This is a genomic window from Labrenzia sp. 011 (assembly GCF_003075075.1).
Classification (GTDB): domain Bacteria; phylum Pseudomonadota; class Alphaproteobacteria; order Rhizobiales; family Stappiaceae; genus Roseibium.
Genome location: NZ_QCYM01000014.1, coordinates 49836 through 76620, shown reverse-complemented (window position 1 = coordinate 76620; position 26785 = coordinate 49836). Strand labels below are relative to the sequence as shown.

The window sequence follows — 26785 nt, the reverse complement described above, 5'->3', positions numbered from 1 at the left end:
CATCTGCGGGTTCTGCCGGTTATCCTGTCATCCGGTGCCTCCCGTGTCCGAAAGGACGCCGGGAAGTGCGCCGGGTTGCCGAGTCCGAGCGGCCGTCCTGATTGTCAGGAGAACCTGCCTGGAAACAGATTGCTCCGGGAGCTTTCGAGCATGTTTTTGCGCGCTGCCACATGTCTTGCGCTTGCCACGGTTCTGGCAGGATGTTCGATGACGTCCGGCTCGAAGGAAACTGCCGGCTGGGGATCGTTTTTCGGCGATCCGCAATCCAATGTGGCCGGGTCCGAGGCCAATGCCGCCATTTCCGTACTGGTGAACAACGAGCTGGGCAATGCGCTCGACCCCTCCGACCGCCGTGCGGCCGAAGATGCCCAGGACCGCGCCCTGCGGGCCCGCGGTGTCGGCGTTGCCGTCGCCTGGCAGAACGAGCGCACCGGCCGCAGCGGCCAGGTGCGTCCCGGTCCGGTCTATTTCGTCAACGAGACAAGCTGCCGGGAATTCACCCACGAGATGGTTCTGCAGGGACGGATGCTTCAGGCCAGGGGCACCGCCTGCGAAACGGACGGCGGCAGCTGGCAGGTCATCGGATAGGCCGGCGCGCGCAAGGTGTCCGTCAAGCGGGTATTCCGGAAACCTGAAATTATTCTCAACACTTGCTTAAACTTATGTAGCTAACGTCGCGTGGTCTTGGATCGCGATTGACGCTGTGAATGACCCATTCGGCCCAGCTTGAGAATAAGATAAAATCCTACCTGGGTAGCCTCAGGCCGCAAGCGGTCGAGGCCTTGGTCCGGAACATGGAACGGGCCAGGTTTCAAAAGGACCCCGATCCGAATCTCCAGATCGTTCTCGCTGCCGCGCTGGCCATCCTGCGCAGACCCCATGCGACACCACCGGAAATGTCCGACGGCTCCCAGAGACGCAACCAGATCCAGCGCATGTTCTTCGCGCCGCTGGAGGACTTCCTGATCAACGAGACCCTGCCGATCCGGCAGGAGGCACGTATCAACCGCGGCATGCTCACGCGGGTCTGGACGTGGCTCGGCCGGGACGTCATGCCCAACGACTTCCGCACCGTCATGGACCAGGCCGGCAATGCCGAGGTCAGCGGCGAACGGGTCGCCGCTCTCGTACAGGCCCTGCGCACCCGGTCCGTGGATGCGGTGGGGGAGGCCCTTCACCGCAGCGAGGTTTCGGAGACGGAACGGCGCCGGATGGGCATCGAGCTCGGCGGGGAACGCGGGATTGCCGAACTCAGGGACATCCAGAAGATCTTTTCGGCCGAGCGCTGGCTCGTGCCCTTTCTGCAGAACATTCCCGACCGGATCAACGAACAGAGGCTGAAGCGGGACACGGATGTCCTGCGGCTGGTCGACAAGTGCTCCGACCGCTTTCCCGATCATGTCGCGGTCATTGCCGCAGCCCTGATCGACCGCTCCGATGCGCCGGCGGCCCTGTGCAAATTCGCCGCCCGTCTGGCCGGTGACGAGGATCCCAAGACGATCGAGAACTCGCAGTTCGCGCCGTTTGTCGATGTCGTGATGAGCGAGGCGGAACGGCTGCAGATCCTGGCGCTCGAACACTGCAGGAACAATCCGGATCCGGTTGCCTTCTCGCAGGCGCTGCTGGAATACCATTCCCTTGTGCGCGGTGTGGAGCGGGACATGGACCTGTCCCTGTCCGGCAAGTGGCACAAGCGCCTGGCGGAAAGCAAACGCAGCATTTCCAACGTGGTGACGACGGAGCTGAACAACGCCCACGGGGCGGTCCGCCGGGCGCTGCAGGTGCCGAAATTCGACCGCACCGGCAAGCTGCAGGTCGACCAGAGCGCGATTGACGAGGCGGTGCGCACCCTGCGCGTCGTCACCCTGGTGCGCACCGCTTCGGAAACCTTCGCGGTGAACGAGGTCGGCAAACGCACCAGACAGGCCGTCGAACAGACGCTGGAAATCGTTACGCGCTCGCAGATCTCCGATCTCGGCAAGGCCCGGGGAAAAGAGCTGCAGGCCCATCTGGCCGCGGCCGATGTGGCGATCATGCTGTCGGAGATCTATTTCGGCTCCGAATATGCCGACCAGCTCCGGCGCAGCCGGCAGACCGCCGTGGCCAAGGCGCGGAAACTGAGCGCTTCGGGAGAGGTCAGTCCGGAGCGCAAGCTGGTGGCCAGCGCGCTGGGCCACAGATAAAGCCCTTGGAGCCCGGACCGCGCAAAGCCGTTCTTCCCGTCGTCAAAGACGCTCGTCTGCCGCGACCGCCGGTCACAGCAGAGCCGTCTTGCTTTTGTCCGGTTTGAACTGTCTATAGTGCAACCATGGTATTCTGGATCCTGATAGCCGTCATGACAGCGGCCGCCGCCCTGTCCGTGCTCGTTCCCCTGTCGAGGACCCGGCGGTCGAGCGATGCCTCGTCCGGGGCCGCGGACGAGGCGGTTTACCGCGACCAGCTCAAGACCATAGAAACCGAACTGAAACGGGGGCTGATCGAGCCGGAAGCCGCCGCTGCCGCGCGCACGGAAATTGCCCGCCGTCTGCTCGGTGCCCATGAAAAACATGCCCGGGAAAGCGGTGGGATCGCCCCGGGTGCACGGCTGCGATTCGTCCAGGCAATGGCGCTCTTCGCCCTGCCGGTCGGGGCCGTCGGCCTGTATCTCGTCTTCGGCGCTCCGGATCTGCCGGACGCACCGCTTGCCGCAAGGCTGGACATGCCGGCGCAGGAACAGTCCGTGGATGTTCTCGTGGCCCGTGTCGAGCGTCACCTGGCGGAAAACCCGGAAGACGGGCAGGGCTGGGTGGTGATTGCCCCGGTCTATCTGTCTCTCGGCCGGCCGCAGGACTCCGCCCGCGCCTATGCGCAGGCCATCCGTCTTCTGGGGCCGAGACAGGACTGGCTCACCGACATGGGCGAGGCCCTGACCATCGCCAGCCAGGGGCTCGTCACTGCCGAGGCGCGGCAGGCGTTCGAACAGGCCGTGGAGATGGATGCCAGCGCGGTCAAGCCGCGCTTCTTCCTGGCGCTTGCCCTGGGGCAGGAAGGCCGGAAAGCCGAGGCGGTGAAGGCCTGGCGCGACCTTCTGGCCGACGCCGAGGGCACGGAAGCCTGGGTGGGTGCCGCGCGCCAGGAACTCGCGGCCCTCGAAGCCCCGGCCGGAGCGTCCGGCGCGGCCGGTGAGACAGCGCCGCCGCGCGGCCCGTCGCAGGAGGACATCACCGCCTCGCAGGACATGAGCGCCGGCGACAGACAGGCCATGATCCGCTCGATGGTCACCGGTCTTGCCGAACGGCTTGCCTCGGACGGAGGGACCGCGGCGGAATGGAAACAGCTGATGCAGGCCTATATTGTGCTGGGGGAAAGGCAGAGCGCGGAGACCGCGCTCCGGGACGCCCGGACCGCCTACGCAGGCAGCCCGGAAGACTTGTCCTCGATCAACGACGCCGCCCGGCAGCTGGGGCTACCTGGGTCTTGAGACAATTGAAGGGATTTCCGCGCCTGCAGGGGCCGCAGGCAATGGAAAGCGGACGGAAAGCGAATGACACGTAAGCAAAGAAGACTGACCCTTATCGGCGCGGCCGGTGCCGTGCTTGCCGGGGCGCTCGGCCTGATCCTGTTTGCCCTGAACGATCAGATCGTCTTTTTCCAGAGCCCGACGGATATCGCCGACAATGCGATTGCGCCCGGACAGCGGATCCGGCTCGGCGGCCTCGTGGAGGACGGGTCGGTCGTGCGCTCCGACAACGCGCAGGTCAGCTTTCGCGTCACCGACATGGAGAACGCGGTCCCCGTGACCTATAAGGGCATATTGCCGGACCTGTTCCGCGAGGGGCAGGGCGTGGTGACCGAAGGTATCGTCGGGCCGGACGGCGTGTTCGTTGCCGACAGCGTGCTTGCGAAGCACGACGAGAACTATATTCCGAAGGAAGTCGCCGAAGCGCTCAAGGACAAGGGCTATTGGCAGGGCGAAGAAGCCGGCGAAAAGACAAGCGCCAACTGATCTCATGGCTTCAGTGAACAGGGAACGGGAAGGCCGATGATCGTCGAATTCGGACATTATGCGCTGGTGCTGGCTTTCGCGCTGTCGCTCGTGCAATCCGTCGTCCCCCTGTGGGGTGCGCTTGCCGGGGACGACCGGCTGATGGCTGTCGCCCCTCCGGTGTCCGTGATGACCTTCGTCATGGTGCTGCTGTCCTTCGCCGTGTTGACGAACGCCTATCTGAGCGCCGATTTCTCGGTGCTCAATGTCCTGGAAAACTCCCATTCCGCCAAGCCATTGCTCTACAAGTTCACCGGTGTGTGGGGCAATCACGAAGGCTCGATGCTGCTGTGGGTGCTCATACTGGTGTTCTTCGGCGCACTGGTCGGGTTTTTCGGAGGAAATCTTCCGAAGGATCTGCGCGCCGCGACACTGTCCGTCCAGGGCTGGATCTCAACCGGGTTCATCCTGTTCCTGCTGGCCACGTCCAACCCCTTCGCCCGCGTCGTCAATCCGCCTCTGGAAGGCGCCGACCTCAATCCGATCCTTCAGGATATCGGTCTGGCAATCCATCCGCCGCTTCTCTATGTCGGCTATGTCGGGTTCTCGATCACCTTTTCCTTTGCCGTTGCTGCTCTGATCCTGGGGCGCACGGATGCCGCCTGGGCACGCTGGGTCCGGCCCTGGACGCTGCTTGCCTGGTGCTTCCTGACCCTTGGCATCGCCATGGGGTCCTACTGGGCCTACTACGAGCTCGGCTGGGGCGGCTGGTGGTTCTGGGACCCGGTCGAAAACGCCAGCCTGATGCCCTGGCTGGCCGGAACGGCGCTTCTGCATTCGGCAATCGTCATGGAGCGGCGCGAAGCCCTGAAGATCTGGACGGTCCTGCTGGCGATATTCACCTTTTCCCTGTCGCTGCTGGGAACCTTCCTTGTGCGCTCCGGTGTCCTGACCTCCGTCCACGCCTTTGCCACCGATCCGGCGCGCGGTGTCTTCATCCTGGTCCTGCTGTGCATCTTCATCGGCGGGTCGCTCGCGCTCTACGCCTGGAGGGCTCCGGCGCTCAAGCAGGGCGGGCTCTTCGCGCCGATCAGCCGGGAAGGGGCGCTGGTTCTGAACAACCTGTTCCTGACCTCCGCCTGTGCGGCGGTCTTCGTCGGCACGCTCTATCCCCTGCTTCTGGATGCGGTCACGGGAGAAAAGATCTCCGTCGGCGCGCCCTTCTTCAACCTCACCTTCGGACCGCTGATGGTGCCGCTCCTGATCGCCGTGCCCTTCGGTCCCGTACTCTCCTGGAAGCGCGGCGACCTGCTGGCCGCATCCCAGCGGCTCTACGCGGCCTTCGGCCTTGCCCTTCTGCTGACGCTCTTCACGTTCTGGCTGTGGGGCATGGACAAGGTTCTGGCCCCGCTGGGCGTCGGTCTCGCGGTCTGGGTGATGGCGGGCGCTGTCGCCGAAATTCTCACCCGGGTGAAGATCGTCGAGATCGGTCCGAGGCGCGCCTTCGCCCGTCTGGTCGGATTGCCCGGATCTGCCTGGGGAACCACCTTGGCCCATTTCGGCATCGGCGTGACCGTTCTGGGAGTCGTCACCGCATCGGCCTTTCAGGAAGAGCGGATAGAGACCATGCGGCCGGGAGACGTTGTCGAACTGTCCGGCTATCAGCTGACGTTCGACGGGGCGGCGCCGCGCCGCGGTCCGAATTTCAACGAGGAAGTCGGCCACTTCACCGTCCGTCAGGGCGGAGCCATTGTCACCCGGCTGGATCCTTCCAAACGAATCTATACCGCCCGCCAGATGCCGACGACCGAGGCAGCCATCTACACCACCGGCTTCTCGCAGCTTTACCTGTCGCTGGGTGAAAGCCGCGGTGACGGGGCGGTGGATGTCCGGGTCTATTTCAAGCCGCTGATCACCCTGATCTGGATCGGCTGCGTGATCATGGCGCTCGGGGGCGGCATTTCCATCGCCGACAGGCGGCTTCGCGTCGGCGCGCCGAAACCGTCCAGAAAACGCCCTGCGGGCGCACCGGCGGCGGCGGAGTAACATGCGATGATCCGCTCCCTTCTCACCAGCCTTTTCCTGTGCTTCTGCCTGTTGGCGGGGCCTGCGCAGGCCGTGGCCCCAGACGAGATCCTCGACGATCCGGTCCTTGAGACGCGGGCGCGGAACCTGTCCGCCGAATTGCGCTGCATGGTGTGCCAGAACCAGTCCATCGACGACAGCGACGCGCCGCTTGCCAGGGATCTGCGCATCCTGGTCCGCGAGCGGCTTCTGGCGGGCGACAGCGACGCCCAGGTGATCGACTATCTTGTGTCCCGCTATGGCGAGTTCGTCCTGCTGAAACCCAGATTCGCCTGGCACACGCTGGCCCTGTGGGCTGCCGGCCCTGTCGCGCTGGTCGCCGGCCTGTTCGCGATCGGGCTCGCCATGCGCAAGCGTCGAGCAAGAGCGGGGCAGCCTGCTGACGGACCGGAGGCGCAGCTTTCCGAGGAAGAAGAGCGCAGGCTGCAGGCACTGCTGGACGGCAAGGACTAGGCCGGCAGCCTGCCTGACGGCCCGGCCCCTTCACGATCTTGTACCGAGTTGTGACTTGCATGGCACGGGGGCATGTTTACCTCATGGGCTGCGAGGTCAACGCATGTCCGCTCGGGGTCGCTTGCGCGTCCGCAAGTTGGCCGCTTCAAAGGTATCAAGGCATCCAGGAGGCCCATGAATGGCAAACCGTCCGCTGAAACTGGAATTCGATGGTGCGCATGGCGCACGGCTTGCGGCGCGGCTGGATCTTCCGGCCGGCAGGGTCACGGCCTTCGCGCTCTTTGCGCATTGTTTTACCTGTTCCAAGGATATCGTTGCCGCCCGCCACATCGCTTCGGCGCTCAGCGCACAGGGGATCGCGGTGCTGCGCTTCGATTTCACCGGGCTTGGCGGCAGCGGCGGCGACTTTTCCTCCACGGGCTTTTCCTCCAATGTCGAGGACCTGAAGCTGGCTGCCGACTATCTCCGCAAGAACCATCAGGCCCCGCAGCTCCTGATCGGCCATTCCCTCGGCGGCGCGGCGATGCTCGCGGTGGCGGGCGATATTCCCGAAGCGCGGGCCGTGGTGACGATCGGGGCCCCGTCCGACGCCGATCATGTGCTGCACAATTTCCACGGGTCCATTGACGAGATCCGCGAGAAGGGGGCGGGGGAGGTCACGCTTGCCGGCCGCCGGTTCACGATCCGCAGCGAGTTTCTGGACGACCTGCAGGCGCAGTCGGTCCGGGAAAAGACCGCGGAACTCCACAAGGCCCTGCTGGTCATGCATGCGCCGCTGGACGAGACGGTCGGCATCGACAATGCCACCAATATCTTTGTTGCCGCCCGGCACCCGAAGAGCTTTGTCTCGCTGGACACGGCCGACCACCTTCTGTCTGAGGAAAAGGATGCCGCCTATGCGGCCAGGGTGATCGCCGCCTGGGCCGGACGATATCTCGACAAGGGCACGGAGAAGACCGCCGATGAGGTGGATGACGGCGTGGACGTTGCGGAAACCGGTCTGGGAAAATATCAGGTCACGGTATCGAGCGGAGCGCACACGCTGCTGGCCGACGAGCCCGTGGCTGTCGGTGGTCTGGACAGCGGACCGTCACCTTACGGCTATCTGTCGGCCGCGCTGGGAGCCTGCACGGTCATGACGCTGCGCATGTATGCCGACAGGAAGGGCATCGAAGTGGGCCGGATCGGAACCCGCATCCTGCACGGCAAGGTGCATGCCGCGGACTGCGAGGACTGTTCGCAGGAGGACAGGGCGCGTGGCGGAAGGATCGACAGGTTCGAACGGTTGATTTCCCTGGAAGGCGATCTGGATGACGCCACCCGCAAGCGCATGTTGGAAATCGCCGACAAGTGCCCGGTTCACAAGACGCTGGAGGCCGGAGCGGCGGTCGTGACGCGCGAGGTCACGAAAAAGGCCTGAGGACCGGCGTCGCGCTATACCTCGGGGGACTCTTTTTGAAACGTGCCGAGCCGGATCTTCGTGAACGAGAGCAGACGGCGGGCATCCTTGTCCGAAAGTGCCTCGTAGTCGGCCGCCCATTTGTCCAGCGTCGATTGCGGCTGTTTGCTGAGGTTGGCGCGTGCCCGGCACAATGAGGAATATTCGCCGTCCTCGATTCCCAGTGCACGGCACAGGATCGAAACGCCCATGGCGTCGTAGCGGAGCATGACATTTGTCACGTATTTCTGCTCCACGCCGGCCATCTCGGCGAGCAGGAAACTGATGTCGAACAGATTGTTGGACAGCGCAAGCTGGGTGATCGCCTTGCCCAGAGAGCGCTGTCCGGCACGAATTTCCTTCAAGGTGACTTTCGCGCAGATGCGCGTCGCCTTGCGCTCCAGTTTGGTGCTGGTGACGACCTTGCTGGCCTTGCGGAAAAGGTCGTGCAGGAGCGCTTCGTTTTCCTCGCGCAGCGCACGGATCCTGACCTGCTGCGGTTCCGGCATCAGACCGATCAGTTTGTCGTAATCGTCTTCCGTGATGTCAGAACGCTCCATCATCGCGTCACGGATCGTGTCGTCCCTCTCTGCCAGCTTGATCAGCAGCCGGGCACCCCAGGTGGAAAACTCAGCACCAGAGTTCGCGGCGACTGACTGCTTGACCGGGGTTTCCCCGCGTTCCAGAAGGACGTCGGTCACCCGTGATTCCAGTCGCCGGCGCTTGGAAATGGCAAGAAGATGTCCCTGGCCCATCGTTTTCGCGAGTGTGAGAATATCGCCGTCATCCAGGGCCTCCGAGGAGGTGAGCATGGGCCGGGCGATCGCGATTTCCTCGCGACCGAGCTCATTGGCAAGCTGCTGTGAGGTGCCGTTGACCGGAGCCAGTTTTTCCGCGATTTCCTTTTTCTGGGCAGGCTCTATCGTCGGAAGCATGCTTTCCAGCACCGAGTTGAAAATCGCGATCTCTTCCGCCTGGCACCTGTCCGCGCCCAATACGAACAGGCGCGTGACATGGTCAACCAGCTGATGCCGCTTTTCCGCGGAACTTTCCTGAGCAAGACTGAGAAGTTTGGTGATCATGATTGGTCATCCGGTTTTCTTGCGATATGATTATCGATCATAAGTTTACAACAAGATAAAACAAGAAATGAATGTTTCGATTATCTGAAAGTACTAATTATATTTACTGATAAAAATTACCGTGAACGGAAGGCGTATATATGTTCGTAGATTTATCAGATGAATTAGGTTTCTTATTGTTGAAAATATCTACGTAGAAACACTTCCGTGTCCTGTGTGAAGTAATGGATACTGTGTCGGCCGGCGATTTGATTCCGTCCTTCACAAGAGGCGCAAGTTTCGGGCGGAGGGGGCTGCCGGTGAAAACGCAGGGGGGCTGCGTGATGAGCCGCAAAAGACCGGAGCCTGTCGCCCGTTCATCGCCTCTCGGAAACGCCCTGGGCGAGGGGAACTCAAGTGGACGGAAAGGGAAATCGGTTCCAGGAAGGGTGCGGGAAGGGCGTTGACGTTGGCGCGCGGTTAGGCCGCCTGTTGCCGCCTGACCGTTTTCAGCCTGATCTTCATTAGGGCCAGCAGCCGCCTGGCATCCGTCTCGTCAAGCATGTGGTAATTGGTGAGCCACTTGCTTCCGGTGCTTTCGGGAAATTTCAGATGTTTGCAGCGTTCCTTGCAGATCGCCTGGAACTCCTTCGCGCCGATGCCCGTGGCCCTGCAGACCGTGGCGATTCCGGTGCTGTCGTAGCGGATCATGAGCTTGTGGACGTATTTCATGTCCAGGGCGGAGAAGAAGGACAAAAGCGCGACCGCGTCCAGAAGATTGTGTTCCACGGCCAGCTGATAGACCGCCTTGTTCAAGGTGGTCCTGCCCATCTGGATTCCCATCAGCCAGGCCTTCGGACCGATCTTGGCCGGCCGCCTTGTCAGCTCGGAACCGGCGGCGACTTCGCCATCGTCCTTGAAAAGGTCCTCAAGCACCTCTTCGTTGGATTTGCGCAGATGCCGGATGCGATCACCGAGCTGCCGGGGCATGTCCTTAACCAGGGCCTCGAACTCGGCCATTGTGATATCGGCGCCCAGATTGGCGGCAAGAGTATGCCTGACCTCCTTGTCGCCGCGTTTGAGCATGAATTTGCTCAGGTCCTTGCTGACATGATCGCGTTTGGCCATGGCCAGAAGGTGTCCCTGGCCCTTGGTTTCGGCGATGTTCAGAAGATCCGTTTCCGTGAGTGATCGGGAACGCTCGAGGACGGCCTGGGCGACAGGAAGGTCGTCCGCCGCGATCGTGGCGGCCAGCCGGGAAGACGTTGCATCGACATCAGCGAGGCGCTCGGACATCTGCCGGCGTGTGTCCGGTTCAAGAGAGCTGTAAACGCCTTCCAGCATGTCGTTGAGAAGTACGGCTTCCTCGGAGGTGCCGTCATCCGCCCTTGCTGCGAGCAGGTCCGCAACATGCTCGGCAAGCTGATGCTTTTTCTTCGAGGAACTTTCCCTCGCAAGTTGGACAAGCGAATTGGTCATTGTGACACCCTATCACCGTAAGTTTCACAAGATTTTCTTTATAAGCTGTAAAGGGAGGGGAAATGACTAGACAAAACTACCTATGATTGATTGGGGCGCATCCCGGATGGTGCTGCAGTGCCTTTCCGGGCGAGGGAGACCGTTGACGGAAATGCCGCCGTGGGTCATGGAACGGGTATGTCCGAGTATCCGATCCTCTATTCCTTTCGCCGCTGCCCCTACGCCATGCGGGCAAGGCTGGCGATTGCCTGCAGCGGCCGGACGGTCGAGCTGCGTGAAGTCCTTCTGCGGGACAAGGCACCGGAATTCCTGGCAACCTCTCCTACCGCAACGGTTCCCTGCCTCAGGGACGGGGAGAGGGTTCTGGACGAAAGCCTGGACATCATGCTCTGGGCGCTCGGGGACAACGACCCCGAAGGATGGCTCCTGCCGGAAGGAGGCGACAGGACGGGAATGTCGGATCTGATCGGGATCTGCGACGGCCCCTTCAAACACCATCTCGACCGCTACAAATATGATACCCGTTATCCGGATGCGGACCGGGAGGAGGAGCGGGCTCTTGCGTCCGTCTTCCTGCGTCAGCTCGAGGATCGGCTGACAGCCGGCCCCTGGTTGTTCGGGGCGCGGTCCTCGCTGGCCGATTTCGCCATTCTGCCTTTCGTGCGCCAGTTCGCCAACACGGACAGGGACTGGTTCGAAGCCGAGAGCTGGCCGGGTCTGAAGACCTGGCTGGGCGCCTTCGAGGTTTCCGACCGCTTCCGGGCGATCATGCACAAATGGCCGGCATGGCAGGCGGGAGACGATCCGATTCTGTTTCCCGAACCTCCCGCGACCACCTTACGAAATTGTAATACGGCCGACAGGTCGCCGTAAGGCTGGGTAACCTACCTTCCTCTGCGAACAGAAAGCGCGAATCCCCGCTCGCGTTCAGAATGACCTTCAAATCGAATGTCGGTAGAGGAAGCAAATATGAAAAATCGTGGCTCAGTCTCTTTCTTGCGGTCCCATCGTGCCAGGCTGATGGCAGGAGCCGTTGTGCTCGGCGCCGCCGGTGTCATGAGCGTGCAGACCATTGTCCCCAATCAGCTCGCGCTGGCGGATGCGGTCCGTGTCGACGCCCAGACGCCGACGGATTTCTCCGAGGTCGTGCGCACGGTCAGCCCGGCCGTGGTCAGCGTTCAAGTGAAACAGGCCGTGGAACCGCGCATGATGAATTTCGGCGGCACGGACGGCCCCGGTGAGTTCTTCAAGGGACTGCCAGAGGGGCACCCGTTTGAGCGGTTTTTCCGCGAGTTCGGTGGCCGTGGCGGTGAAGAAGGACAGAAGAAGCGCAGTGCGCCGCGCCAATACGGCATGTCCCAGGGCTCCGGCTTCTTCATTTCCGAAGACGGTTATGTCGTCACCAACCAGCACGTGATTGACAAGGGCACCGAGTTCACGGTCATCGACCAGGACGGCAAGGAATATTCCGCGACCCTGATCGGCGCCGACAAGCGCACGGATCTGGCATTGCTGAAGGTGGATAGCGACAAGGAGTTCACCTATGTGGATTTCGCCGATGAAGCACCGCAGGTCGGCGAATGGACCGTGGCCATCGGCAACCCCTTCGGCCTCGGCGGATCGGTGACCGCCGGTATCGTCTCCGCGCGCGGCCGTGATATCGGCGCCGGGCCCTACGACGACTTCATCCAGATCGACGCACCGGTGAACCGCGGCAACTCCGGCGGTCCGGCCTTCAACATGCACGGGGAAGTCATCGGCGTGAACGCCGCAATCTTCTCGCCGTCCGGGGGCAATGTCGGCATCGCCTTCGCGATCCCGGCGTCGACCGCCCAGGATGTCATCATGGAGCTGAAGGACGACGGGACCGTTGTTCGCGGCTGGCTGGGCGTTCAGATCCAGAACGTCACCGATGACATCGCGGAAAGCCTCGGCCTCGATGAGGCCCGCGGTGCGATTGTTGCGGAAGCCCAGGAAGACAGCCCGGCCGAGAAGGCTGGCCTGCGCTCAGGCGACACCATCCTGGCTGTCGAGGGCAGGAGCGTGAAGGGACCGCGTGAGCTTTCGAAGATCATTGCCTCCTATGACCCGGACACCAGGATCGATGTCACCGTCTGGCGCGACGGCAAGGAGAAGGACGTGACGGTCAAACTGGGCCGGCTTCAGGAAAAGGAACAGGTTGCCTCGGCCGCCCCGGCCGAAAAGACCAGCACCAGCCTGGACGAGCTCGGTCTCGTACTGACCACCAGGGCCGATGCCGGCCTTGAAGGGGATGGCGTTGTCATCGCCGAGATCGATCCGGACAGCCCGGCTGCGGAAAAGGGCCTCAACATCGGCGATACCATTCTGGAAGTCGCCGGCATGAAGGTCGACAGCCCCTCGGATGTTCTCGAGGCTCTTGAAAAGGCCGACAAGGATGGCCGCAAGGCGGTGCTCTTCCGGGTCGAAACCAATGACACGACCCGGTTCGTGGCCCTTCCCATGAACGTCGCCTGATCGGGAACCGGCTCCCGCCGGAGCCGTAACCTGACTGGCAGGACCGGTCTGCCCTCTGCCCCGAACCCCGACGGGCCGGTCCTTGCCAGGGGGCTCTGAACCCCGCATGACTGGCGGCGGCGGATCACATTCTTCGCCGCCGCCAGCCATTGTTATTGGTTCACAACTTAGAGTAAAAGGTGGGTATGTTGAGGATTCTTGTCATTGAAGATGATCCCGAAGCTGCCGGCTATCTCGTCAAGGGCCTGAGCGAACTCGGCCATACCGCCGATCAGGCGGCGGACGGACAGACCGGGCTGCAGATGGCCATCGACAGCAGTTACGACATTCTCATCGTCGACCGGATGCTGCCGAAGCTCGACGGGCTTTCGCTCATCAGGGAACTGCGCCGGGAGAACAACCATACGCCGGCCCTGATTCTGTCCGCGCTGGGTCAGGTCGATGACCGGGTAAAGGGCCTTCAGGCCGGAGGGGACGACTATCTTCCCAAACCCTACGCATTCACCGAGCTGCAGGCCCGGGTGGAGGCTCTGGCCCGCCGGCCGAAATCGGCCCATCAGGTGGAGACGACCTACACGGTCGGCGATCTGAGCCTCGACCGTATGACCCGCTCCTGCCGGCGCGGGGAGACCGACATCCCCCTCCAGCCGCGCGAGTTCCGCCTTCTGGAGTATCTCATGCAGCACGCGGGCCAGGTGGTCACGCGCACGATGCTGTTGGAAAATGTCTGGGAATACCATTTCGATCCGCAGACGAATGTGATCGATGTCCACATCTCCCGGCTGCGCGGCAAGATCGACAAGGGATTTGATACACCGCTCCTGCATACGATTCGCGGCGCCGGATACACGATTCGTGACTCGGGTAACTAGGTTCACCCGTACGACAGCTTTCAAGCTGTCGTTGCTCTATATTGCCGTGTTCACGGTGATGTCGGGATTTCTGCTGTTTTATATCTCCAACAGCACCGACACGCTGATGTCCGAACAGGTGGTCCAGACCGTCGATGCGGAACTGAAGGGGCTGTCGGACATCTACGTCAGGGGAGGGCTGCGCGATCTGGTGGACACCATCGACCGCCGCTCCCGCCACCCGGACGCCAGCCTCTATCTGCTGGTCGATTTCGCGGGCAATGCCCTGGCCGGAAACATCGCGCGCCTGCCGACCGTCGTTCTGGAAGAGGCCGACGGAGGGCTGCGCCGGGTCCGCTACACGCGCCTCGGGCAGGATACCGAAGACATCGAGCGTCAGGCCATGGTGCGCATATTCGAGCTGCGTGGCGGGTTCCGTCTGCTCGTGGGCCGGGATCTCGGCGACCAGCTGCTGTTTTCCAATCTTCTGGCCAACGGGCTCCGGCTCTGGCTGATCCTTGTGGTGATCATGGCGGCGATCACCTGGCTGTTCGTCAGCCGCAGGGTGATGAAGCGTATCGACGAGATCTCCGCCACCGCCCGCACGATCATGAACGGCGACCTGTCGAGACGGCTGTCGCTGGCCGGAAACGAGGATGAATTCGACCGTCTGGCCGTCAGTCTCAACGCCATGCTGGAGCGCATTGAACTGCTCATGCAGTCGATGAGGGATGTGACCGACAATATCGCCCACGACCTCAAGACCCCGCTGACCCGGCTCAGGACCCGCGTCGAGACCGCTTTGCGCGAAGCGAAGGGGGAAGCGGGATATCGGGCGGCGCTGGAAGCCACGCTCGACGAGACCGACAATCTGCTGCGCATCTTCAATGCTCTCCTGCGGATCGCCCGTATCGAATCCACGGCTCCGGGATCGGTCATGGGGCCGGTGGAACTCGACACGCTGGTCGCGGAGATCGCCGAGCTGTACGAACCCCTGGTCGAGGATGAAGGCGGGCGGCTGGAAACGGATGTGCCTGCAGGTCTCAGGGCGGACTGCAACAAGGATCTGATCAGCCAGGTTCTGGTGAACCTGATTGAAAACGCACTGAAATATGGCCGTTCGCAAAACGGTGAACTGCTGATCCGTCTGACCGGGAAGGAGGAGGGCGGCCGCGTCGTTCTTGCCGTCACGGACAATGGCCCCGGTATCCCGCAAAAGGACCAGGACCGGGTCACGGAACGTTTTGTCCGCCTCGAGGAAAGCCGGTCCGAGCCGGGAACGGGTCTCGGCTTGAGCCTGGTCAAGGCCGTGGCGCGCTTGCATGGCGGAGAATTGCACTTCAACAATGAGGGTCCGGGCCTTTCCGCCCGGATCGACTTGGCAACAGTCGGTGACGGGCATGGTGATGGGCGGGGCAGGACATCCGATGACGCAAGGAAATCCCTTGGAAAATGAAAGCGGAAAAGGCGTTCTCGCCGATCGCATTTCGGTCGTTCCGCTCACGCCGGATCCGGCCCATGCGGATCTTTTCCTGAAGGATCTTTTCGCGAACGCCGATGCCGGGGATGCCCTCGCCGCGCTTGCACAGGCCAGGCCGGAAATGAAGGGCTTCCTGACAGGCGTCATCGGCAACTCGCCGTTCCTGCGCGATCTCATGCTGGGCGATCCGCCGCGGCTTCTGGACATTCTGAGGGAACCCCCCGAACTCCGGATCGGGCGCATTCTGGCCGAAGCCACGGACGCGCGCGCCGAGGACGAGGCCGGTATCATGCGGACGCTGCGTCTGCTGAAACAGGACCTGGCCCTGACCCTCGGCCTTGCGGATGTCTGCGGGGCGGTGGACCTCGACCAGGTGACCGGGGCGCTGGCCGGTTTTGCCGATGCGGCGCTGACCGCCGCGATCCGTTTCTGCCTGAGCGATCTTGCCCGTCGCAACAAGTTCACCCCCTTCGATCCGGACAGGCCGGAGAAGGACAGTGGCCTGATCGTGCTCGCCATGGGCAAGCACGGCGCCAACGAGCTGAATTATTCCTCCGACATCGATCTGATCGTTCTCTATGATCCGGACAAGGCTCCCATGGCGGGCACGGCGGAAGCGCCGGTGGAATTCGTCCGGCTGACCCGGCGTCTGGTCAAGATCATGCAGGACAGAACCGCCGACGGATATGTCTTCCGGACCGATCTGCGCCTGCGCCCCGACCCCGGGGCGACGCCCCTGGCCATGTCCGTTCCTGCCGCGCTCGTCTACTACGAGTCTCTCGGCCAGAACTGGGAACGCGCGGCGCTGATAAAGGCGCGCCCCTGCGCCGGCGATATTCCGGCCGGGGAGGAGTTCCTGCAGGAGATCGTGCCGTTCATCTGGCGCAAGTATCTCGATTTTGCCGCCATTGCGGATGTGCAGTCCATCAAGCGGCAGATCCACATGCACAAGGGCCACAGCGTCATCGCCGTTGCAGGACACAATGTGAAGCTCGGACGAGGCGGCATCCGCGAGGTCGAATTCTTCGTCCAGACACAGCAGCTCATCGCAGGCGGCCGCAATCCGGCCCTTCGCGGGCGCCGGACACTCGACATGCTGGATGCGCTGTGCACGGCCGACTGGATCCGGCCGGAAGCCCGTGACGAGATGGCGGCAGCCTACCGCTTCCTGCGCAATGTCGAACACCGGATACAGATGCTGAACGACGAGCAGACCCAGCTTCTGCCCAAGGACCGGGAAGGCGTGACACGTGTTGCATCCCTGATGGGTTTTGCCGATCTGCAGGCGTTTGAAACGGAGTTTCTGGAACACGCGCGCAAGGTTCAGCATCATTACGCGGAGCTCTTTGAAGACGAGCCGGCGCTGTCCTCCGAACTCGGCAATCTGGTCTTCACCGGCGACGATCATGACCCGGACACGCTGGAAACGCTCGCCGGACTTGGATTCAAGAACCCTGCGGATGCCGCCGCTCTCGTCAAGTCCTGGCACTACGGCCGCTATCCGTGCACCCGGTCTTCCCAGGCACGGGAACGGCTGACGGAACTGCATCCGGCCCTGCTGGGCGCGCTCGCCGCCACGGAAAACGCGGATGCGGCGCTGCGGTCCTTCGACAGCTTTCTGGCGAAACTGCCGGCGGGTGTGCAGCTCTTTGCCCTGCTGAAATCCAATCCGCATCTGCTGACGCTGCTCGCCACGACCATGGGCGCCGCGCCGCGCATGGCCGAGACGGTGTCCAAACGGGTGCATGTGCTCGACGCCGTTCTGGATCCGGCATTTTTCGGCGCGATGCCGAGCGTCGAGGAGTTCCGCACCGGTCTGGACCGGACGCTGGCGCAGGCAAGATTCTACGAGGAGGCCCTGGACCGGGCCAGGATATTTGCCCAGGAACAGCAGTTTCTGATCGGTCTGCGCCTGATATCCGACACGCTGACCGCCGACCGGGTGGGGTTCGCGCTTGCCCGGCTTGCAGAGGTGGTGGTTGAACGTATCCTGAGACAGGTGATGCGCCACGTGGGCGAAAGCCACGGCGAAGTGCCGGGCGGCAATGTCGCCGTGCTCGCCATGGGAAAGCTGGGGGGGCGGGAAATGACCGCCGCTTCCGATCTCGATCTGATCCTGCTCTACGAGGCTCCGCCTGACGTCAAGATGTCGGACGGCAAGCGGCCGCTGGCGATACCCCAATATTACACCCGCCTGACACAGCGTCTGGTCACCGCCTTGTCCGCGCCGACCGCGGAAGGCTCTCTCTATGAAGTCGACTTCCGCCTGCGGCCCTCCGGCAATGCCGGTCCGCTGGCGACCAACCTGGACGGTTTCATCGACTATCAGGAAAAGAACGCTTGGACCTGGGAGCACATGGCCCTGACCCGGGGACGGGTGATCGCCTCCACATCCCAGACGTTCCGGAAAAGAATCTACGAGAGCATCTGCGGGACGCTGACGCAGCCGCGCGACAGGAAGAAGCTCGCCGACGACGTACGCACCATGCGCGCCCGGATCGAGAAGGAAAAGGGCACCAGAGACATCTGGGACCTGAAGCAGGTCGCCGGCGGGCTGGTGGATATCGAGTTCATTGCCCAGTGCCTGCAGCTTGCGAACGCGCAGGACAATCCGGCGGTCCTGGCGCAGGGAACCGAGCAGGCGCTGGAGTTCCTGCGTGATGCCGACTGTCTCGATGTCGGTGAGGCGGAACTGCTTCTGGAGGCTTTGCGGCTCTACCAGCGCCTGACACAGGTTCTGCGCCTGACCCTCACCGGGAAATTTGTTCCGGCGGAAGCGCCCGGAGGTGTGCTCAATCTCCTGGTTCAGGTCTCGGGAAGCCCCACGTTCGATCGCCTGGAAACCGAACTTGCCGACCTCCAGGCAAGGGTCCGGGCGGCATTCGTCCGGCTTGTGGGACCGGTGACGACCGGCGAGACCTGAGGCCGGGGTGCCTTCTGTTTCCTCTCCTTTGTGTTTTGCGCGAATCCTTCTCCATGTCCTGAGAAACGATATGACCACTCTTTCGGGGAATGCGGTTCGCGATCCGGATCGCCCCAGTCGGTCCCGCTGGCTGATGTCTGCAGGTTCACATGATCCGCATGAAGTCCGGAAAACGGCGGTGCACTGTTCACCCTGTCCGGGGGAAGGCGGCAAATGGAGAGAAACCACCGGGCCGCATACCTGCGGGGTGACGCGCGGCACAGGGATAGCCCGAGCCGGTCCCTCATATTGACAGTATGAACCGTGCAAGGAGAGATCAAATGGCACTGCATCGGGATTTGAAGAACATTGTCGACTGGGCCTGGCTGCGGCGGAATGAGCTGATGGAGAGAGCCCGGGCCACCGGCCGGCCGAAAGGACAAACGCATCTTGTCAAAGGCAACCCTGCGGTCAGGGAGATTTACGGCTACATCTGCGGCGCGACTGCGGGCAAGCGCGTTTCCGAAAGGACGATGTCCAAATTCTCCGAGACGCTCTACAGGAAGCTGCACAACAAGCTTGGAGGCCGTATCAGGTACATTTGCCAGACGAACGAATGGACTGAAATGAGGGACCTTACAGATTTTCCGGAGCCCAGAGAATGGGTCGGTGCCTTCATTCATTTTCAGAAGCGTCCGATGCCCGCATGCACCGAACGTGTCTATGTGAACCTGAAGGAGGCGACGAGAGCGAATGCGTTCAGTGCGATCCTGAAAAAGATCTGGGATCTGCCGGGTGTCAGCAGCGCGAAGGTTGCCGCACCGGGGGCGGTGAAGACCGATACGGTCCTGGTTTACTGCGACAGCAGGGAAACACGTGAGCAGATCATCAGGATCATCACCAAGTATCAGAAAAGGAACCTGAGGTACTTCGGTTCGGAATTGCCGAAACTGGTGGCTTCTGCGGGCACCGGCATCGGGCATGGCGCCGAACCGCCGATCATTCATCCGGAACGGCCGAACAGCCAGAGATTCGAAGCAGGATACGCGGAGGGCCAGAGTTTCGGAATGTACCGGGCATCGCTCATCTTCATCGCGCTGGAACGCACGCAGTTCCCGGAAGAAATGAGCCAGGATTTCAGCAGGACAGGCGTCAATCTCTCCAGGTTTCAGAACGCCAACCCGAGACAAGGGATGCGTCTCGACATCGCCGGCGAGCAGAAGAAGCAGGCGAATGCCGTTCGGAACATGGGGCAGAAATTGGAATTCGAACAACGGGTGGAGACGATTTTCCGGCTTGCCGGGCTGGACGCGGAACACCCGGAAACCCAGGGCGATCCGATCCTGAACGCTCCCCCTCCGCCACCGCCGCCACCTGCACACGGAGGTTGACCGACGGACTTGTTGTCGTGGTCCGATCTGGAGAAGCTGCCGCTCAGGCGGCTTCCGGATCCGCCAGCGGCAGCGTGAAGCTTACCGTCGTACCCTTCCTGACTTCCGACTGGATGGTCAGGGTGCCGCCGTGCAGTTCGACCAGAGAGCGGGCGATGGCAAGACCGAGACCGGAGCCCTGGTGGGTCTTGGTGAACTGGTTTTCTACCTGGACGAAAGGCTGTGCGAGGCGTTCGATGTCCCGTTCGCTGATGCCGATGCCGGTATCGCTCACTTCGAAGCGCAGCTTGTCGCCGCGTGGCCGGGCCCTGAGGGTCACTGTGCCGTTGTCGGGCGTGAATTTGACCGCATTGGCGAGCAGGTTGAGCAGGATCTGTTTCAGGGCCCGTCTGTCCGCCTGAACGGAGACATCTGCGGCGAGATCGGCGGTCACCGTGATGTTCTTCTCCGTGGCGGCACCGGTCACGATGCGGCTGGCATCTTCCGCGGCCGCGGCGGCATTGATCGATTCCGTCTCGATGGTCATCCGGCCGGCTTCGATCTTGGACATGTCGAGAATGTCGTTGATCACGTTGAGAAGATAGGTGCCCGAGGAATAGATGTCCTTGCAGTAGTCGTTGTAGCGCTCCGTTCCGATCGGCCCGAACATCTCCTGGGTCATGATGTCCGAGAAGCCGATGATGGCGTTGAGCGGTGTCCTGAGTTCATGCGAAATATTGGCCAGGAACTCGGATTTCGCCTTGTTGGCCGCTTCCGCACGGGTTTTCTCTTCCTGGTACTTGTCCGCCAGATCCACGAGCTGACGGGCCTGTACTTCCAGTGTCTGGCGGGATTTCTGCAGGTCGGTGACGGTGGCCTTCAGCCGGCGCTCCGACTCCAGCAGCTTCTCTTCGTGTTTCTTCAATGCGGTGATATCGGTGCCGACGGAAACGAAGCCGCCGTCCTTGGTGCGGCGCTCGGAAATCTGCAGCCAGCGGCCGTCTTCCAGTTGCGCCTCATAGGAGCCGTCCGGGGCATTGCCGCGCTGGGTGACAGTGACCGGTTGCGGCGCCACTTCCGCGTTGGACGCGGCGGCCATCACCTCCTTGTAGGGGGTGCCCGCCTTGATCACCGAATTCGGCAGGCTGTGCAGCGCCTGATAGTTGGAGTTGCAGATCACCAGTTCGTTCTTGGCATTCCAGAGCACGAAGGCTTCCGAAATCGTCTCGATCGCATCGCGCAGACGAAGATCCGCCATCCGGCTCTGTTCGGCCAGTCTGTGCTGTTCGGTAATGTCGATGCAGATGCCGATCAGGTGGGGTTCGGCCCGGCCCGGTTCGGACTGGATCTCGCCCCGTGCACGCAGCCAGATCCAGCTGCCGTCGGCGTGGCGCATGCGGAATGTCTCGTCGACGAGTGTTTCGCCGCTTTCCAGCAGATGCTCGGCGAGACCGAGCAGATCGATGTCGTCCGGATGGGTAATGTCGGAGACGTCGGAAAAGCTCAGGATGTCGTCCTTCGGTTCCCGCCCGAGAAGTTCATAGAGCGAGGAGGACCAGAACATCCTGCCCCTGGACAGATCCCAGTCGAACAGGCCGCAGCGTCCATGGGTCAGGGCAGTGTCGATCCGCGCCCGTGTGGCGGCGTACATCTCGTCGGCCGCTTCGGCGCGGGTTGCCTGGCTGAAGAAGCCGTAGATCATCGCCAGCAGCACGAGGGATGTACCGACGAACAAGGTGACATTCGTCGAAAGCTCGTCCCGCCAGCGGGTATAGATGTCATTTTCCGGCTGCAGCACCGCAATCATGCCGAGGCGGCCGTCGAGGTGATGAACCGTGGCGAGTACCTGTTCGTCTCCGTCGCTGCCGCCGATGTCGGCGGGAACCGACAGCACGCCGGCCCTTGCGCCGAACACGGTCAGGGGTTGCGAGGGGCTGAGAATGTCGGTGACCGGACGGCTTTCCAGCTCCGGCTGCGGAGGCGCGGAGGCGATGACCGTTCCCGCCTCGTCCGTCACCAGGAAGATCCGTCCCTTGCTGGTCGCGCCGGCCGGCAGGCTGTCGGCCAGAAGGCGTTTGAGTGTGGTCCTGTAACCGGCGTCCGGCAGGGCAATCTCGGAGTCGCCGAGAGTGTTGGCCACGACGGTTGCCATGAGGCTGAGTGTGCTTTGTGCGCTCTGGCGGGTTTCGGAGTAGCTGTTGACAAGCTCACCGGCACGAAACATCGCAAGGATGATGATGAAGATGATCGCCAGGCCGGGAATGGCGCGCCGCATGACGCCATCCGTGCGGGAAAGGCCGTCCAGAAGGGAGGCGAACAGGGACTGCAGGGGCAAGCCGGTCTGGCTTGCGCTTGTCGTGTCGTCCGACTCCTTCTCGCCGCGCCGCACGGATGCGTCGCCAGCCAATGCTCTCGCCATGGGAAGTGTGCCTCAAGTTCCGCCGCCTCGGAGCTTGCCCCGAATCACTTCCATTTGAATCAAAAGGTTTGTTTTTGTCCAGCCCCAGAAAAGAACAAAATGGTTAACGGTTGGCCGGTTTTTGTGGTCTCCCGTTAACCTCTTGCAGTATTGCCGACTATTGCAGTGTTCTGTCGACGATATCGCGGCTGTCTCTCGACAGATCTTCGCATGAAGAAACCCTCAGGAGGGCAGATTCCGCAAGGGCAGAACGTTGTGGGTCAAGGGCGCGCCAGGAGCGGAAGCTGGTGAGAAGGCGCGAGGCAACCTGGGGATTACGCTTGTCGATCTCCAGAACCGATTCGGCAATCAGCGCAAACCCGGCGCCGTCCTTGCGGGCGAACTGGGTCGGGTTCCCGGTTGCAAAGGACTGCAGCAGGGCACGAACCTTGTTGGGATTGCCGGCATCGTAAAGCGGATGGGTCATCAGGGCGCGGACCTTCGCCAGAGTCTCGTCGCCCGGCGCCGTGGCCTGGGTCATGAACCATTTGTCCATGGCGAGCGAATTGCTCTCGTGCCGCGCCTTGTACAGGTCCAGTGCCTCCGTTTCCCGTGGCATGTGGTCATGGACGAGCAAGGTCAGCGCCGCGAGCCGGTCGGTCATGTTGTCGGCGGAGGCATATCGGTCCCAGACGAGAGCGGCGGCGTCGGCAGATCCTTCTGCCGCGTAATAGTAAAGAGCCCGATTGGACAATGCGCGTTTGCCGGCGCTGGCTGCATCCGGGGAGTAGCCGTCCTCGCGCGACGCGGTGGCGAGAAGGGCGAGGAACGCGTCGCCGTGCTGGCTGGAAACCGCCTGCCGAAGCCGCTGCCGTGCCGCATGAACAGCATCCGGGTCGACATTCTTGCCGATTTCCTGGGCGATATCGGCTTCGCTCGGCAGGGTGAGCGCCTGAGCCTTGAGCGCCGGGTCCAGGGAGGTGTCCGTCAGGACGGATCCGAACACCCGGATGACATCTTCGGAAGGCGTGGCATCTGCCCCCTTGCGGAATTCTCCCGCCAGCCGGACGAGATCCTGCATGGCAAGGGTCTGCACCGCCTGCCAGCGGTTGAAAGGGTCGCTGTCCTGGGCGGCCTGGAACTGAAGTTCTTCCGGTCGCGGCTTGTGATCGAGCCGCACCGGCGCGGAGAAGCCGCGCAGCAGCGAAAGCACCGGCGCGGAGGCAATGTTGCGGAAGGTGACGTCCTGATGCGTCTTTTCCAGCACGATGACATCCCCGGAAATCCTGGCCCCTTCGGGCGCTGCCTCTATGTCCATGTCCTCGCCGTTGGGGCCGATGAGGCCGAAACGAAGCGGAATGACCGCCGGCTTTGTCGGAGCCTGGCCCGGCACGGGCGGAATTTCCTGGGAAAGGGAGACGGAAAAGGTCTGGCGCTCCGGGTCGTAGCGTGTCGAGACCGTCACCACCGGGGTGCCTGCCTGATCGTACCACAGGGCGAACTGGCCGAGATCGATGCCGGCGGCGTCCTCGAAACAGGCGAGAAACGCTTCGATGGTCGTTGCCTCGCCGTCATGGCGCTGGAAGTAGAGGTCAAGTCCTGCGCGGAATGTCTCGGCTCCCAGCAGCGTCTTGAGCATGCGCACGACCTCGGCGCCCTTCTCGTAGACCGTGGCCGTGTAGAAGTTGTTGATCTCGTGATAGAGCCGTGGCCGGACCGGATGGGCCAGCGGCCCGGCGTCCTCGGGGAACTGGTGGGACTTGAGCAGGCTCACATCGGCGATGCGTTTCACCGGACGCGATCGCATGTCGGCGGAGAATTCCTGGTCGCGAAACACGGTCAGGCCTTCCTTGAGGCAGAGCTGGAACCAGTCGCGGCAGGTGATCCGGTTACCGGTCCAGTTGTGGAAATACTCATGCGCGATCACTGCCTCGATATTGGCGTAGTCCTGATCGGTCGCGGTTTCCGGGTCGGCAAGAACGTATTTGTCGTTGAAGACGTTGAGGCCCTTGTTCTCCATGGCCCCCATGTTGAAATCCGACACGGCGACGATGTTGAAGACATCCAGGTCGTATTCGCGGCCGAAGGTCTCCTCGTCCCAGCGCATGGAGCGCTTGAGGGAGTCCATTGCCCAGCCGCATCGGGTCTCCTTGCCGTGCTCCACATAGATGTTGAGCGCGACTTCCTTGCCCGAGGCCGTGGTGAAGCTGTCCGGTACCCTGGCGAGATCTCCGGCGACCAGCGCGAACAGATAGGCCGGTTTGGGGTGCGGGTCGTGCCAGACGGCATAGTGGCGGCCGCTCCCTTCGACGGGGCCTTCCTCCACGAGGTTGCCGTTGGCGAGCAGCACCGGACACTCCGCTTTCGGCGCCTCCAGCCGGGTCGTATAGACCGCCAGGACATCGGGCCTGTCCAGGAAATAGGTGATGCGGCGGAAGCCTTCCGCCTCGCACTGGGTGCAATAGGTGCCGGAAGACCTGAAGAGCCCCATCAGCTTGGTATTGCTGTCCGGATTGACCTGCGTGACGATGGTCAGCTCGAAAGGTGCGGCGGGCGGGGTCAGGATTTCCAGCCGGTCGGCGGCAGCCGCATAAGCGGTTTCAGGCAGGTCCTGGCCGTTCAGCTTCAGCCCGGTGAGGGACAATTCGTCGCCGTCCAGAACCAGCGGCGTGCCTTCCCGCGTTCCCTCGGCCCTGGACAGCGACAGTGTTGCCGTGATCTCCGTGGCCGCCGGGTCGAGCAGGACGTTCAGATGAACCTTGTCGATGCGATAGGCGGGCGGTCGATAGTCTTCCAGCCGGATGGCCGGCGCCGTTTCGGAACGCATCAAGTTCTCCTGAAGCAAATCAACTGATCAAATCGAAATGTCGGGTGAGGCACTGAGTCCCACCCGGAAGCCTAGCCGTTAGCATGATCGGAGGTTGTGGCAAAGTCCTGTTCCTCCGGACCGGCCGGCGGCTCGGTTCGACGAACGTAACAGTGAATTGGCGGAGACTGCTTTGACCTTACGCAAGGCATTGTCTATGTGGGGGGAGTTGTCAGTAACAGGAACCATTTTTATGAGCCGCTTGGACAGTTTCATCCGCCGAATGACGTCCCAGAAAATTCTGCTGGAATATCTGGTCGACAAGGTCAACGAAGTCGAGGGTCCTGTCCTGGAGCTTGGTCTGGGAAATGGTCGCACCTACGATCACCTGCGTGAAATCTACCCGAACAAGGAAATCTTCGTGTTCGATTTCGCCATGAACTGTCATCCGAGCTGTGCGCCGGATGCGGAGCACATGATCCTGGGCGACATTCGCGACACGCTGGCCTTCTGCGGCCCGCGCGTCGGTGCAAGGGCGGCCTTCGCCCATATCGACATCGGCTCCGCCGACCCGACCAACGATCTGGCCATCGTCAACTGGCTCGGGCCGCTGGTCAATGAACGCATGGCCGTCGGCGGCTACGTTCTGACGGCGCTTGAACTCAAGCTGGCGAATTTCGAGACCCTTGAGAAGCCGGAAGGCATTCATCAGGGCCGCTATCATATCTACCGCAAGGCCGCGGAAGCCTGAAAACCGGAGAAACGCGTATGAGCGCGCCGCTCAAAGGCATCAAGGTTGTCGAACTCGCCCGGATTCTGGCCGGCCCCTGGACCGGCCAGACGCTGGCGGATCTCGGCGCGGATGTAATCAAGGTCGAAAGCCCGCAAGGGGACGACACCAGAAGCTGGGGACCGCCCTTTCTCAAGGACGAGGCGGGACAGGAGAGGGACGCCGCCTATTTTCATGCCTGCAATCGCGGCAAACGGTCCATCACGGTCGATTTCCGCACCGATGAAGGTCAGGACATCGTGCGCAGGCTTGTGGCGGACGCGGATGTCCTGATCGAGAATTTCAAGGTCGGCGGTCTTGCCAAATACGGGCTGGATTACGACAGCCTGAGGCAGGTCAATCCGCAGCTGGTCTACTGCTCGATCACCGGATTCGGCCAGGACGGGCCCTATGCGCATCGTGCCGGCTACGACTTCATGATTCAGGGCATGGGCGGGATCATGGACCTGACCGGCGAACCGGACGGGGACCCGCAGAAGATCGGCGTTGCCTTCGCCGATATCTTTACCGGCCTCTACGGCGTGGTGGGAATTCTCGCGGCCCTGCGGCGGCGCGATGAAACCGGTGAGGGCGAATGGGTGGACATGGCCCTGCTGGATGCGCAGGTCGGCGTTCTCGCCAACCAGGCCCTCAACTATTTCGTCTCAGGCAAGTCCCCCAAACGGCTCGGCAATGCCCACCCGAATATCGTGCCCTATCAGGTTTTTCCCGCCCGGGACGGTCATCTGATCATCGCCGTGGGCAATGACGGCCAGTTCGGGCGGCTCTGCGGCGTGCTCGGGCTGCCGGAACTGGCGCAGGAGCAGCGGTTTGCCACCAACGCCGCGCGGGTCGCGGCCAGGTCGGAACTGGTTCCGCTTCTGAGCGCCCGGACCGCGACGCTGATGCGCGACGATCTTCTGGATGCGCTGGAACTGGAAGGGGTGCCGGCCGGGCCGATCAATTCGGTGGAAGATGTCTTCAACGACAGGCAGGTCAGGCACAGGGGACTGAAGGTCGACCTTCCCGCCTCTGGTGTCGCTGGCGGATCGGCGGCCTCGGTTCGCACACCGATCCGGTTCCGCAACGGCTCGCTTGTGCTGGAACGCGCCGCCCCCGAGCTGGGAGAGCATACGCAGGAAATCCTGAGCGAGCTCGGTCTGGCGCCGGATGCCGGCGGCGATGACGCGCCCCGCTGACCTGCTGCCCGCCGGTGGGCATTCCGCAAACCTC

At 62.5% G+C, this 26785-nt stretch carries 19 protein-coding genes; 15 read left to right on the top strand and 4 right to left on the bottom strand.

The features are described 5' to 3' along the window. Nucleotides 1-150 precede the first annotated feature (150 nt). The 7 genes from DCO57_RS15400 (at nucleotide 151) to DCO57_RS15370 (ending at nucleotide 7922) form a co-directional block, all read left to right on the top strand. Nucleotides 151-588, top strand: coding sequence for an RT0821/Lpp0805 family surface protein (locus DCO57_RS15400; RefSeq protein ID WP_116699799.1), 438 nt, complete (start codon nucleotides 151-153; stop codon nucleotides 586-588). A 206-nt stretch (nucleotides 589-794) separates the two neighbouring features. Then, on the top strand, nucleotides 795-2183 hold the full coding sequence (locus DCO57_RS15395) for a hypothetical protein (RefSeq protein ID WP_208977971.1): 1389 nt from the start codon (nucleotides 795-797) through the stop codon (nucleotides 2181-2183). Nucleotides 2184-2308: 125 nt separating this feature from the next. After that, a complete protein-coding gene (gene ccmI / locus DCO57_RS15390; RefSeq protein ID WP_116699797.1) occupies nucleotides 2309-3460 on the top strand; it encodes a c-type cytochrome biogenesis protein CcmI in 1152 nt (383 codons plus the stop codon). Between the two features lie 63 nt (nucleotides 3461-3523). Further along, nucleotides 3524-3985 (top strand): cytochrome c maturation protein CcmE, encoded by a 462-nt coding sequence (gene ccmE, locus DCO57_RS15385; protein ID WP_116699796.1) that lies wholly within the window; start codon nucleotides 3524-3526, stop codon nucleotides 3983-3985. Nucleotides 3986-4021: 36 nt separating this feature from the next. Continuing rightward, on the top strand, nucleotides 4022-6010 hold the full coding sequence (locus DCO57_RS15380; RefSeq protein ID WP_116699795.1) for a heme lyase CcmF/NrfE family subunit: 1989 nt from the start codon (nucleotides 4022-4024) through the stop codon (nucleotides 6008-6010). A 9-nt stretch (nucleotides 6011-6019) separates the two neighbouring features. Next, on the top strand, nucleotides 6020-6502 hold the full coding sequence (locus DCO57_RS15375; protein WP_208977975.1) for a cytochrome c-type biogenesis protein: 483 nt from the start codon (nucleotides 6020-6022) through the stop codon (nucleotides 6500-6502). A gap of 178 nt (nucleotides 6503-6680) precedes the next feature. Next, complete coding sequence (locus DCO57_RS15370) at nucleotides 6681-7922, top strand: bifunctional alpha/beta hydrolase/OsmC family protein (RefSeq protein WP_116699793.1); 1242 nt, start codon at nucleotides 6681-6683, stop codon at nucleotides 7920-7922. Between the two features lie 14 nt (nucleotides 7923-7936). Here DCO57_RS15370 and DCO57_RS15365 read toward each other — a convergent pair whose 3' ends face one another. Next, complete coding sequence (locus DCO57_RS15365; protein ID WP_116699792.1) at nucleotides 7937-9022, bottom strand: DUF2336 domain-containing protein; 1086 nt, start codon at nucleotides 9020-9022, stop codon at nucleotides 7937-7939. A 459-nt stretch (nucleotides 9023-9481) separates the two neighbouring features. After that, the gene (locus tag DCO57_RS15360; RefSeq protein WP_116699791.1) at nucleotides 9482-10480 is read right to left on the bottom strand and encodes a DUF2336 domain-containing protein; all 999 of its coding nucleotides are present in this window, start codon (nucleotides 10478-10480) and stop codon (nucleotides 9482-9484) included. A gap of 177 nt (nucleotides 10481-10657) precedes the next feature. Between DCO57_RS15360 and DCO57_RS15355 the strand changes: the two genes are divergently transcribed. From DCO57_RS15355 to DCO57_RS15330, 6 genes are all read left to right on the top strand, one after another. Further along, nucleotides 10658-11353, top strand: a complete 696-nt coding sequence (locus DCO57_RS15355; RefSeq protein WP_116699790.1) for a glutathione S-transferase — start codon at nucleotides 10658-10660, stop codon at nucleotides 11351-11353. Nucleotides 11354-11500: 147 nt separating this feature from the next. Then, nucleotides 11501-12976 carry a Do family serine endopeptidase gene (locus tag DCO57_RS15350; protein WP_244287954.1) on the top strand — a complete coding sequence of 492 codons (1476 nt, stop codon included), beginning with the start codon at nucleotides 11501-11503 and terminating at the stop codon, nucleotides 12974-12976. Between the two features lie 185 nt (nucleotides 12977-13161). After that, nucleotides 13162-13848, top strand: a complete 687-nt coding sequence (locus tag DCO57_RS15345; RefSeq protein ID WP_116699788.1) for a response regulator transcription factor — start codon at nucleotides 13162-13164, stop codon at nucleotides 13846-13848. After that, nucleotides 13832-15283 carry a HAMP domain-containing sensor histidine kinase gene (locus DCO57_RS15340; protein WP_116699787.1) on the top strand — a complete coding sequence of 484 codons (1452 nt, stop codon included), beginning with the start codon at nucleotides 13832-13834 and terminating at the stop codon, nucleotides 15281-15283. The genes DCO57_RS15345 and DCO57_RS15340 overlap by 17 nt, the downstream gene beginning before the upstream one ends. Continuing rightward, entirely contained in the window at nucleotides 15273-18230 is a 2958-nt protein-coding gene (locus DCO57_RS15335) for a bifunctional [glutamine synthetase] adenylyltransferase/[glutamine synthetase]-adenylyl-L-tyrosine phosphorylase (protein ID WP_244287953.1), read from the top strand. Before DCO57_RS15340 ends, DCO57_RS15335 begins: the two co-directional genes overlap by 11 nt. 320 nt (nucleotides 18231-18550) lie before the next feature. Then, nucleotides 18551-19600, top strand: a complete 1050-nt coding sequence (locus DCO57_RS15330; RefSeq protein WP_116699785.1) for a T3SS effector HopA1 family protein — start codon at nucleotides 18551-18553, stop codon at nucleotides 19598-19600. A 43-nt stretch (nucleotides 19601-19643) separates the two neighbouring features. On the opposite strand, the gene DCO57_RS15325 is transcribed toward DCO57_RS15330, so the two are convergent. Both DCO57_RS15325 and pepN read right to left on the bottom strand, forming a co-directional pair. Then, nucleotides 19644-21998, bottom strand: a complete 2355-nt coding sequence (locus DCO57_RS15325; protein ID WP_116699784.1) for a PAS domain-containing sensor histidine kinase — start codon at nucleotides 21996-21998, stop codon at nucleotides 19644-19646. 157 nt (nucleotides 21999-22155) lie between these two features. Beyond that, the gene (gene pepN / locus DCO57_RS15320; RefSeq protein WP_116699783.1) at nucleotides 22156-24804 is read right to left on the bottom strand and encodes an aminopeptidase N; all 2649 of its coding nucleotides are present in this window, start codon (nucleotides 24802-24804) and stop codon (nucleotides 22156-22158) included. Nucleotides 24805-25036: 232 nt separating this feature from the next. Between pepN and DCO57_RS15315 the strand changes: the two genes are divergently transcribed. After that, entirely contained in the window at nucleotides 25037-25534 is a 498-nt protein-coding gene (locus DCO57_RS15315; protein WP_116699782.1) for a class I SAM-dependent methyltransferase, read from the top strand. A gap of 17 nt (nucleotides 25535-25551) precedes the next feature. Beyond that, nucleotides 25552-26751 carry a CaiB/BaiF CoA-transferase family protein gene (locus tag DCO57_RS15310; RefSeq protein WP_116699781.1) on the top strand — a complete coding sequence of 400 codons (1200 nt, stop codon included), beginning with the start codon at nucleotides 25552-25554 and terminating at the stop codon, nucleotides 26749-26751. Nucleotides 26752-26785: the final 34 nt, after the last annotated feature.

Coding starts and splice junctions, on each gene's coding strand:
- DCO57_RS15400 (WP_116699799.1), top strand. CDS start 151: ATGTTTTTGCGCGCTGCCACATGTCTTGCGCTTGCCACGGTTCTGGCA.
- DCO57_RS15395 (WP_208977971.1), top strand. CDS start 795: ATGGAACGGGCCAGGTTTCAAAAGGACCCCGATCCGAATCTCCAGATC.
- ccmI (WP_116699797.1), top strand. CDS start 2,309: ATGGTATTCTGGATCCTGATAGCCGTCATGACAGCGGCCGCCGCCCTG.
- ccmE (WP_116699796.1), top strand. CDS start 3,524: ATGACACGTAAGCAAAGAAGACTGACCCTTATCGGCGCGGCCGGTGCC.
- DCO57_RS15380 (WP_116699795.1), top strand. CDS start 4,022: ATGATCGTCGAATTCGGACATTATGCGCTGGTGCTGGCTTTCGCGCTG.
- DCO57_RS15370 (WP_116699793.1), top strand. CDS start 6,681: ATGGCAAACCGTCCGCTGAAACTGGAATTCGATGGTGCGCATGGCGCA.
- DCO57_RS15365 (WP_116699792.1), bottom strand. CDS start 9,022: ATGATCACCAAACTTCTCAGTCTTGCTCAGGAAAGTTCCGCGGAAAAG.
- DCO57_RS15360 (WP_116699791.1), bottom strand. CDS start 10,480: ATGACCAATTCGCTTGTCCAACTTGCGAGGGAAAGTTCCTCGAAGAAA.
- DCO57_RS15355 (WP_116699790.1), top strand. CDS start 10,658: ATGTCCGAGTATCCGATCCTCTATTCCTTTCGCCGCTGCCCCTACGCC.
- DCO57_RS15350 (WP_244287954.1), top strand. CDS start 11,501: ATGGCAGGAGCCGTTGTGCTCGGCGCCGCCGGTGTCATGAGCGTGCAG.
- DCO57_RS15345 (WP_116699788.1), top strand. CDS start 13,162: ATGTTGAGGATTCTTGTCATTGAAGATGATCCCGAAGCTGCCGGCTAT.
- DCO57_RS15330 (WP_116699785.1), top strand. CDS start 18,551: ATGGCACTGCATCGGGATTTGAAGAACATTGTCGACTGGGCCTGGCTG.
- DCO57_RS15325 (WP_116699784.1), bottom strand. CDS start 21,998: ATGGCGAGAGCATTGGCTGGCGACGCATCCGTGCGGCGCGGCGAGAAG.
- pepN (WP_116699783.1), bottom strand. CDS start 24,804: ATGCGTTCCGAAACGGCGCCGGCCATCCGGCTGGAAGACTATCGACCG.
- DCO57_RS15315 (WP_116699782.1), top strand. CDS start 25,037: ATGAGCCGCTTGGACAGTTTCATCCGCCGAATGACGTCCCAGAAAATT.
- DCO57_RS15310 (WP_116699781.1), top strand. CDS start 25,552: ATGAGCGCGCCGCTCAAAGGCATCAAGGTTGTCGAACTCGCCCGGATT.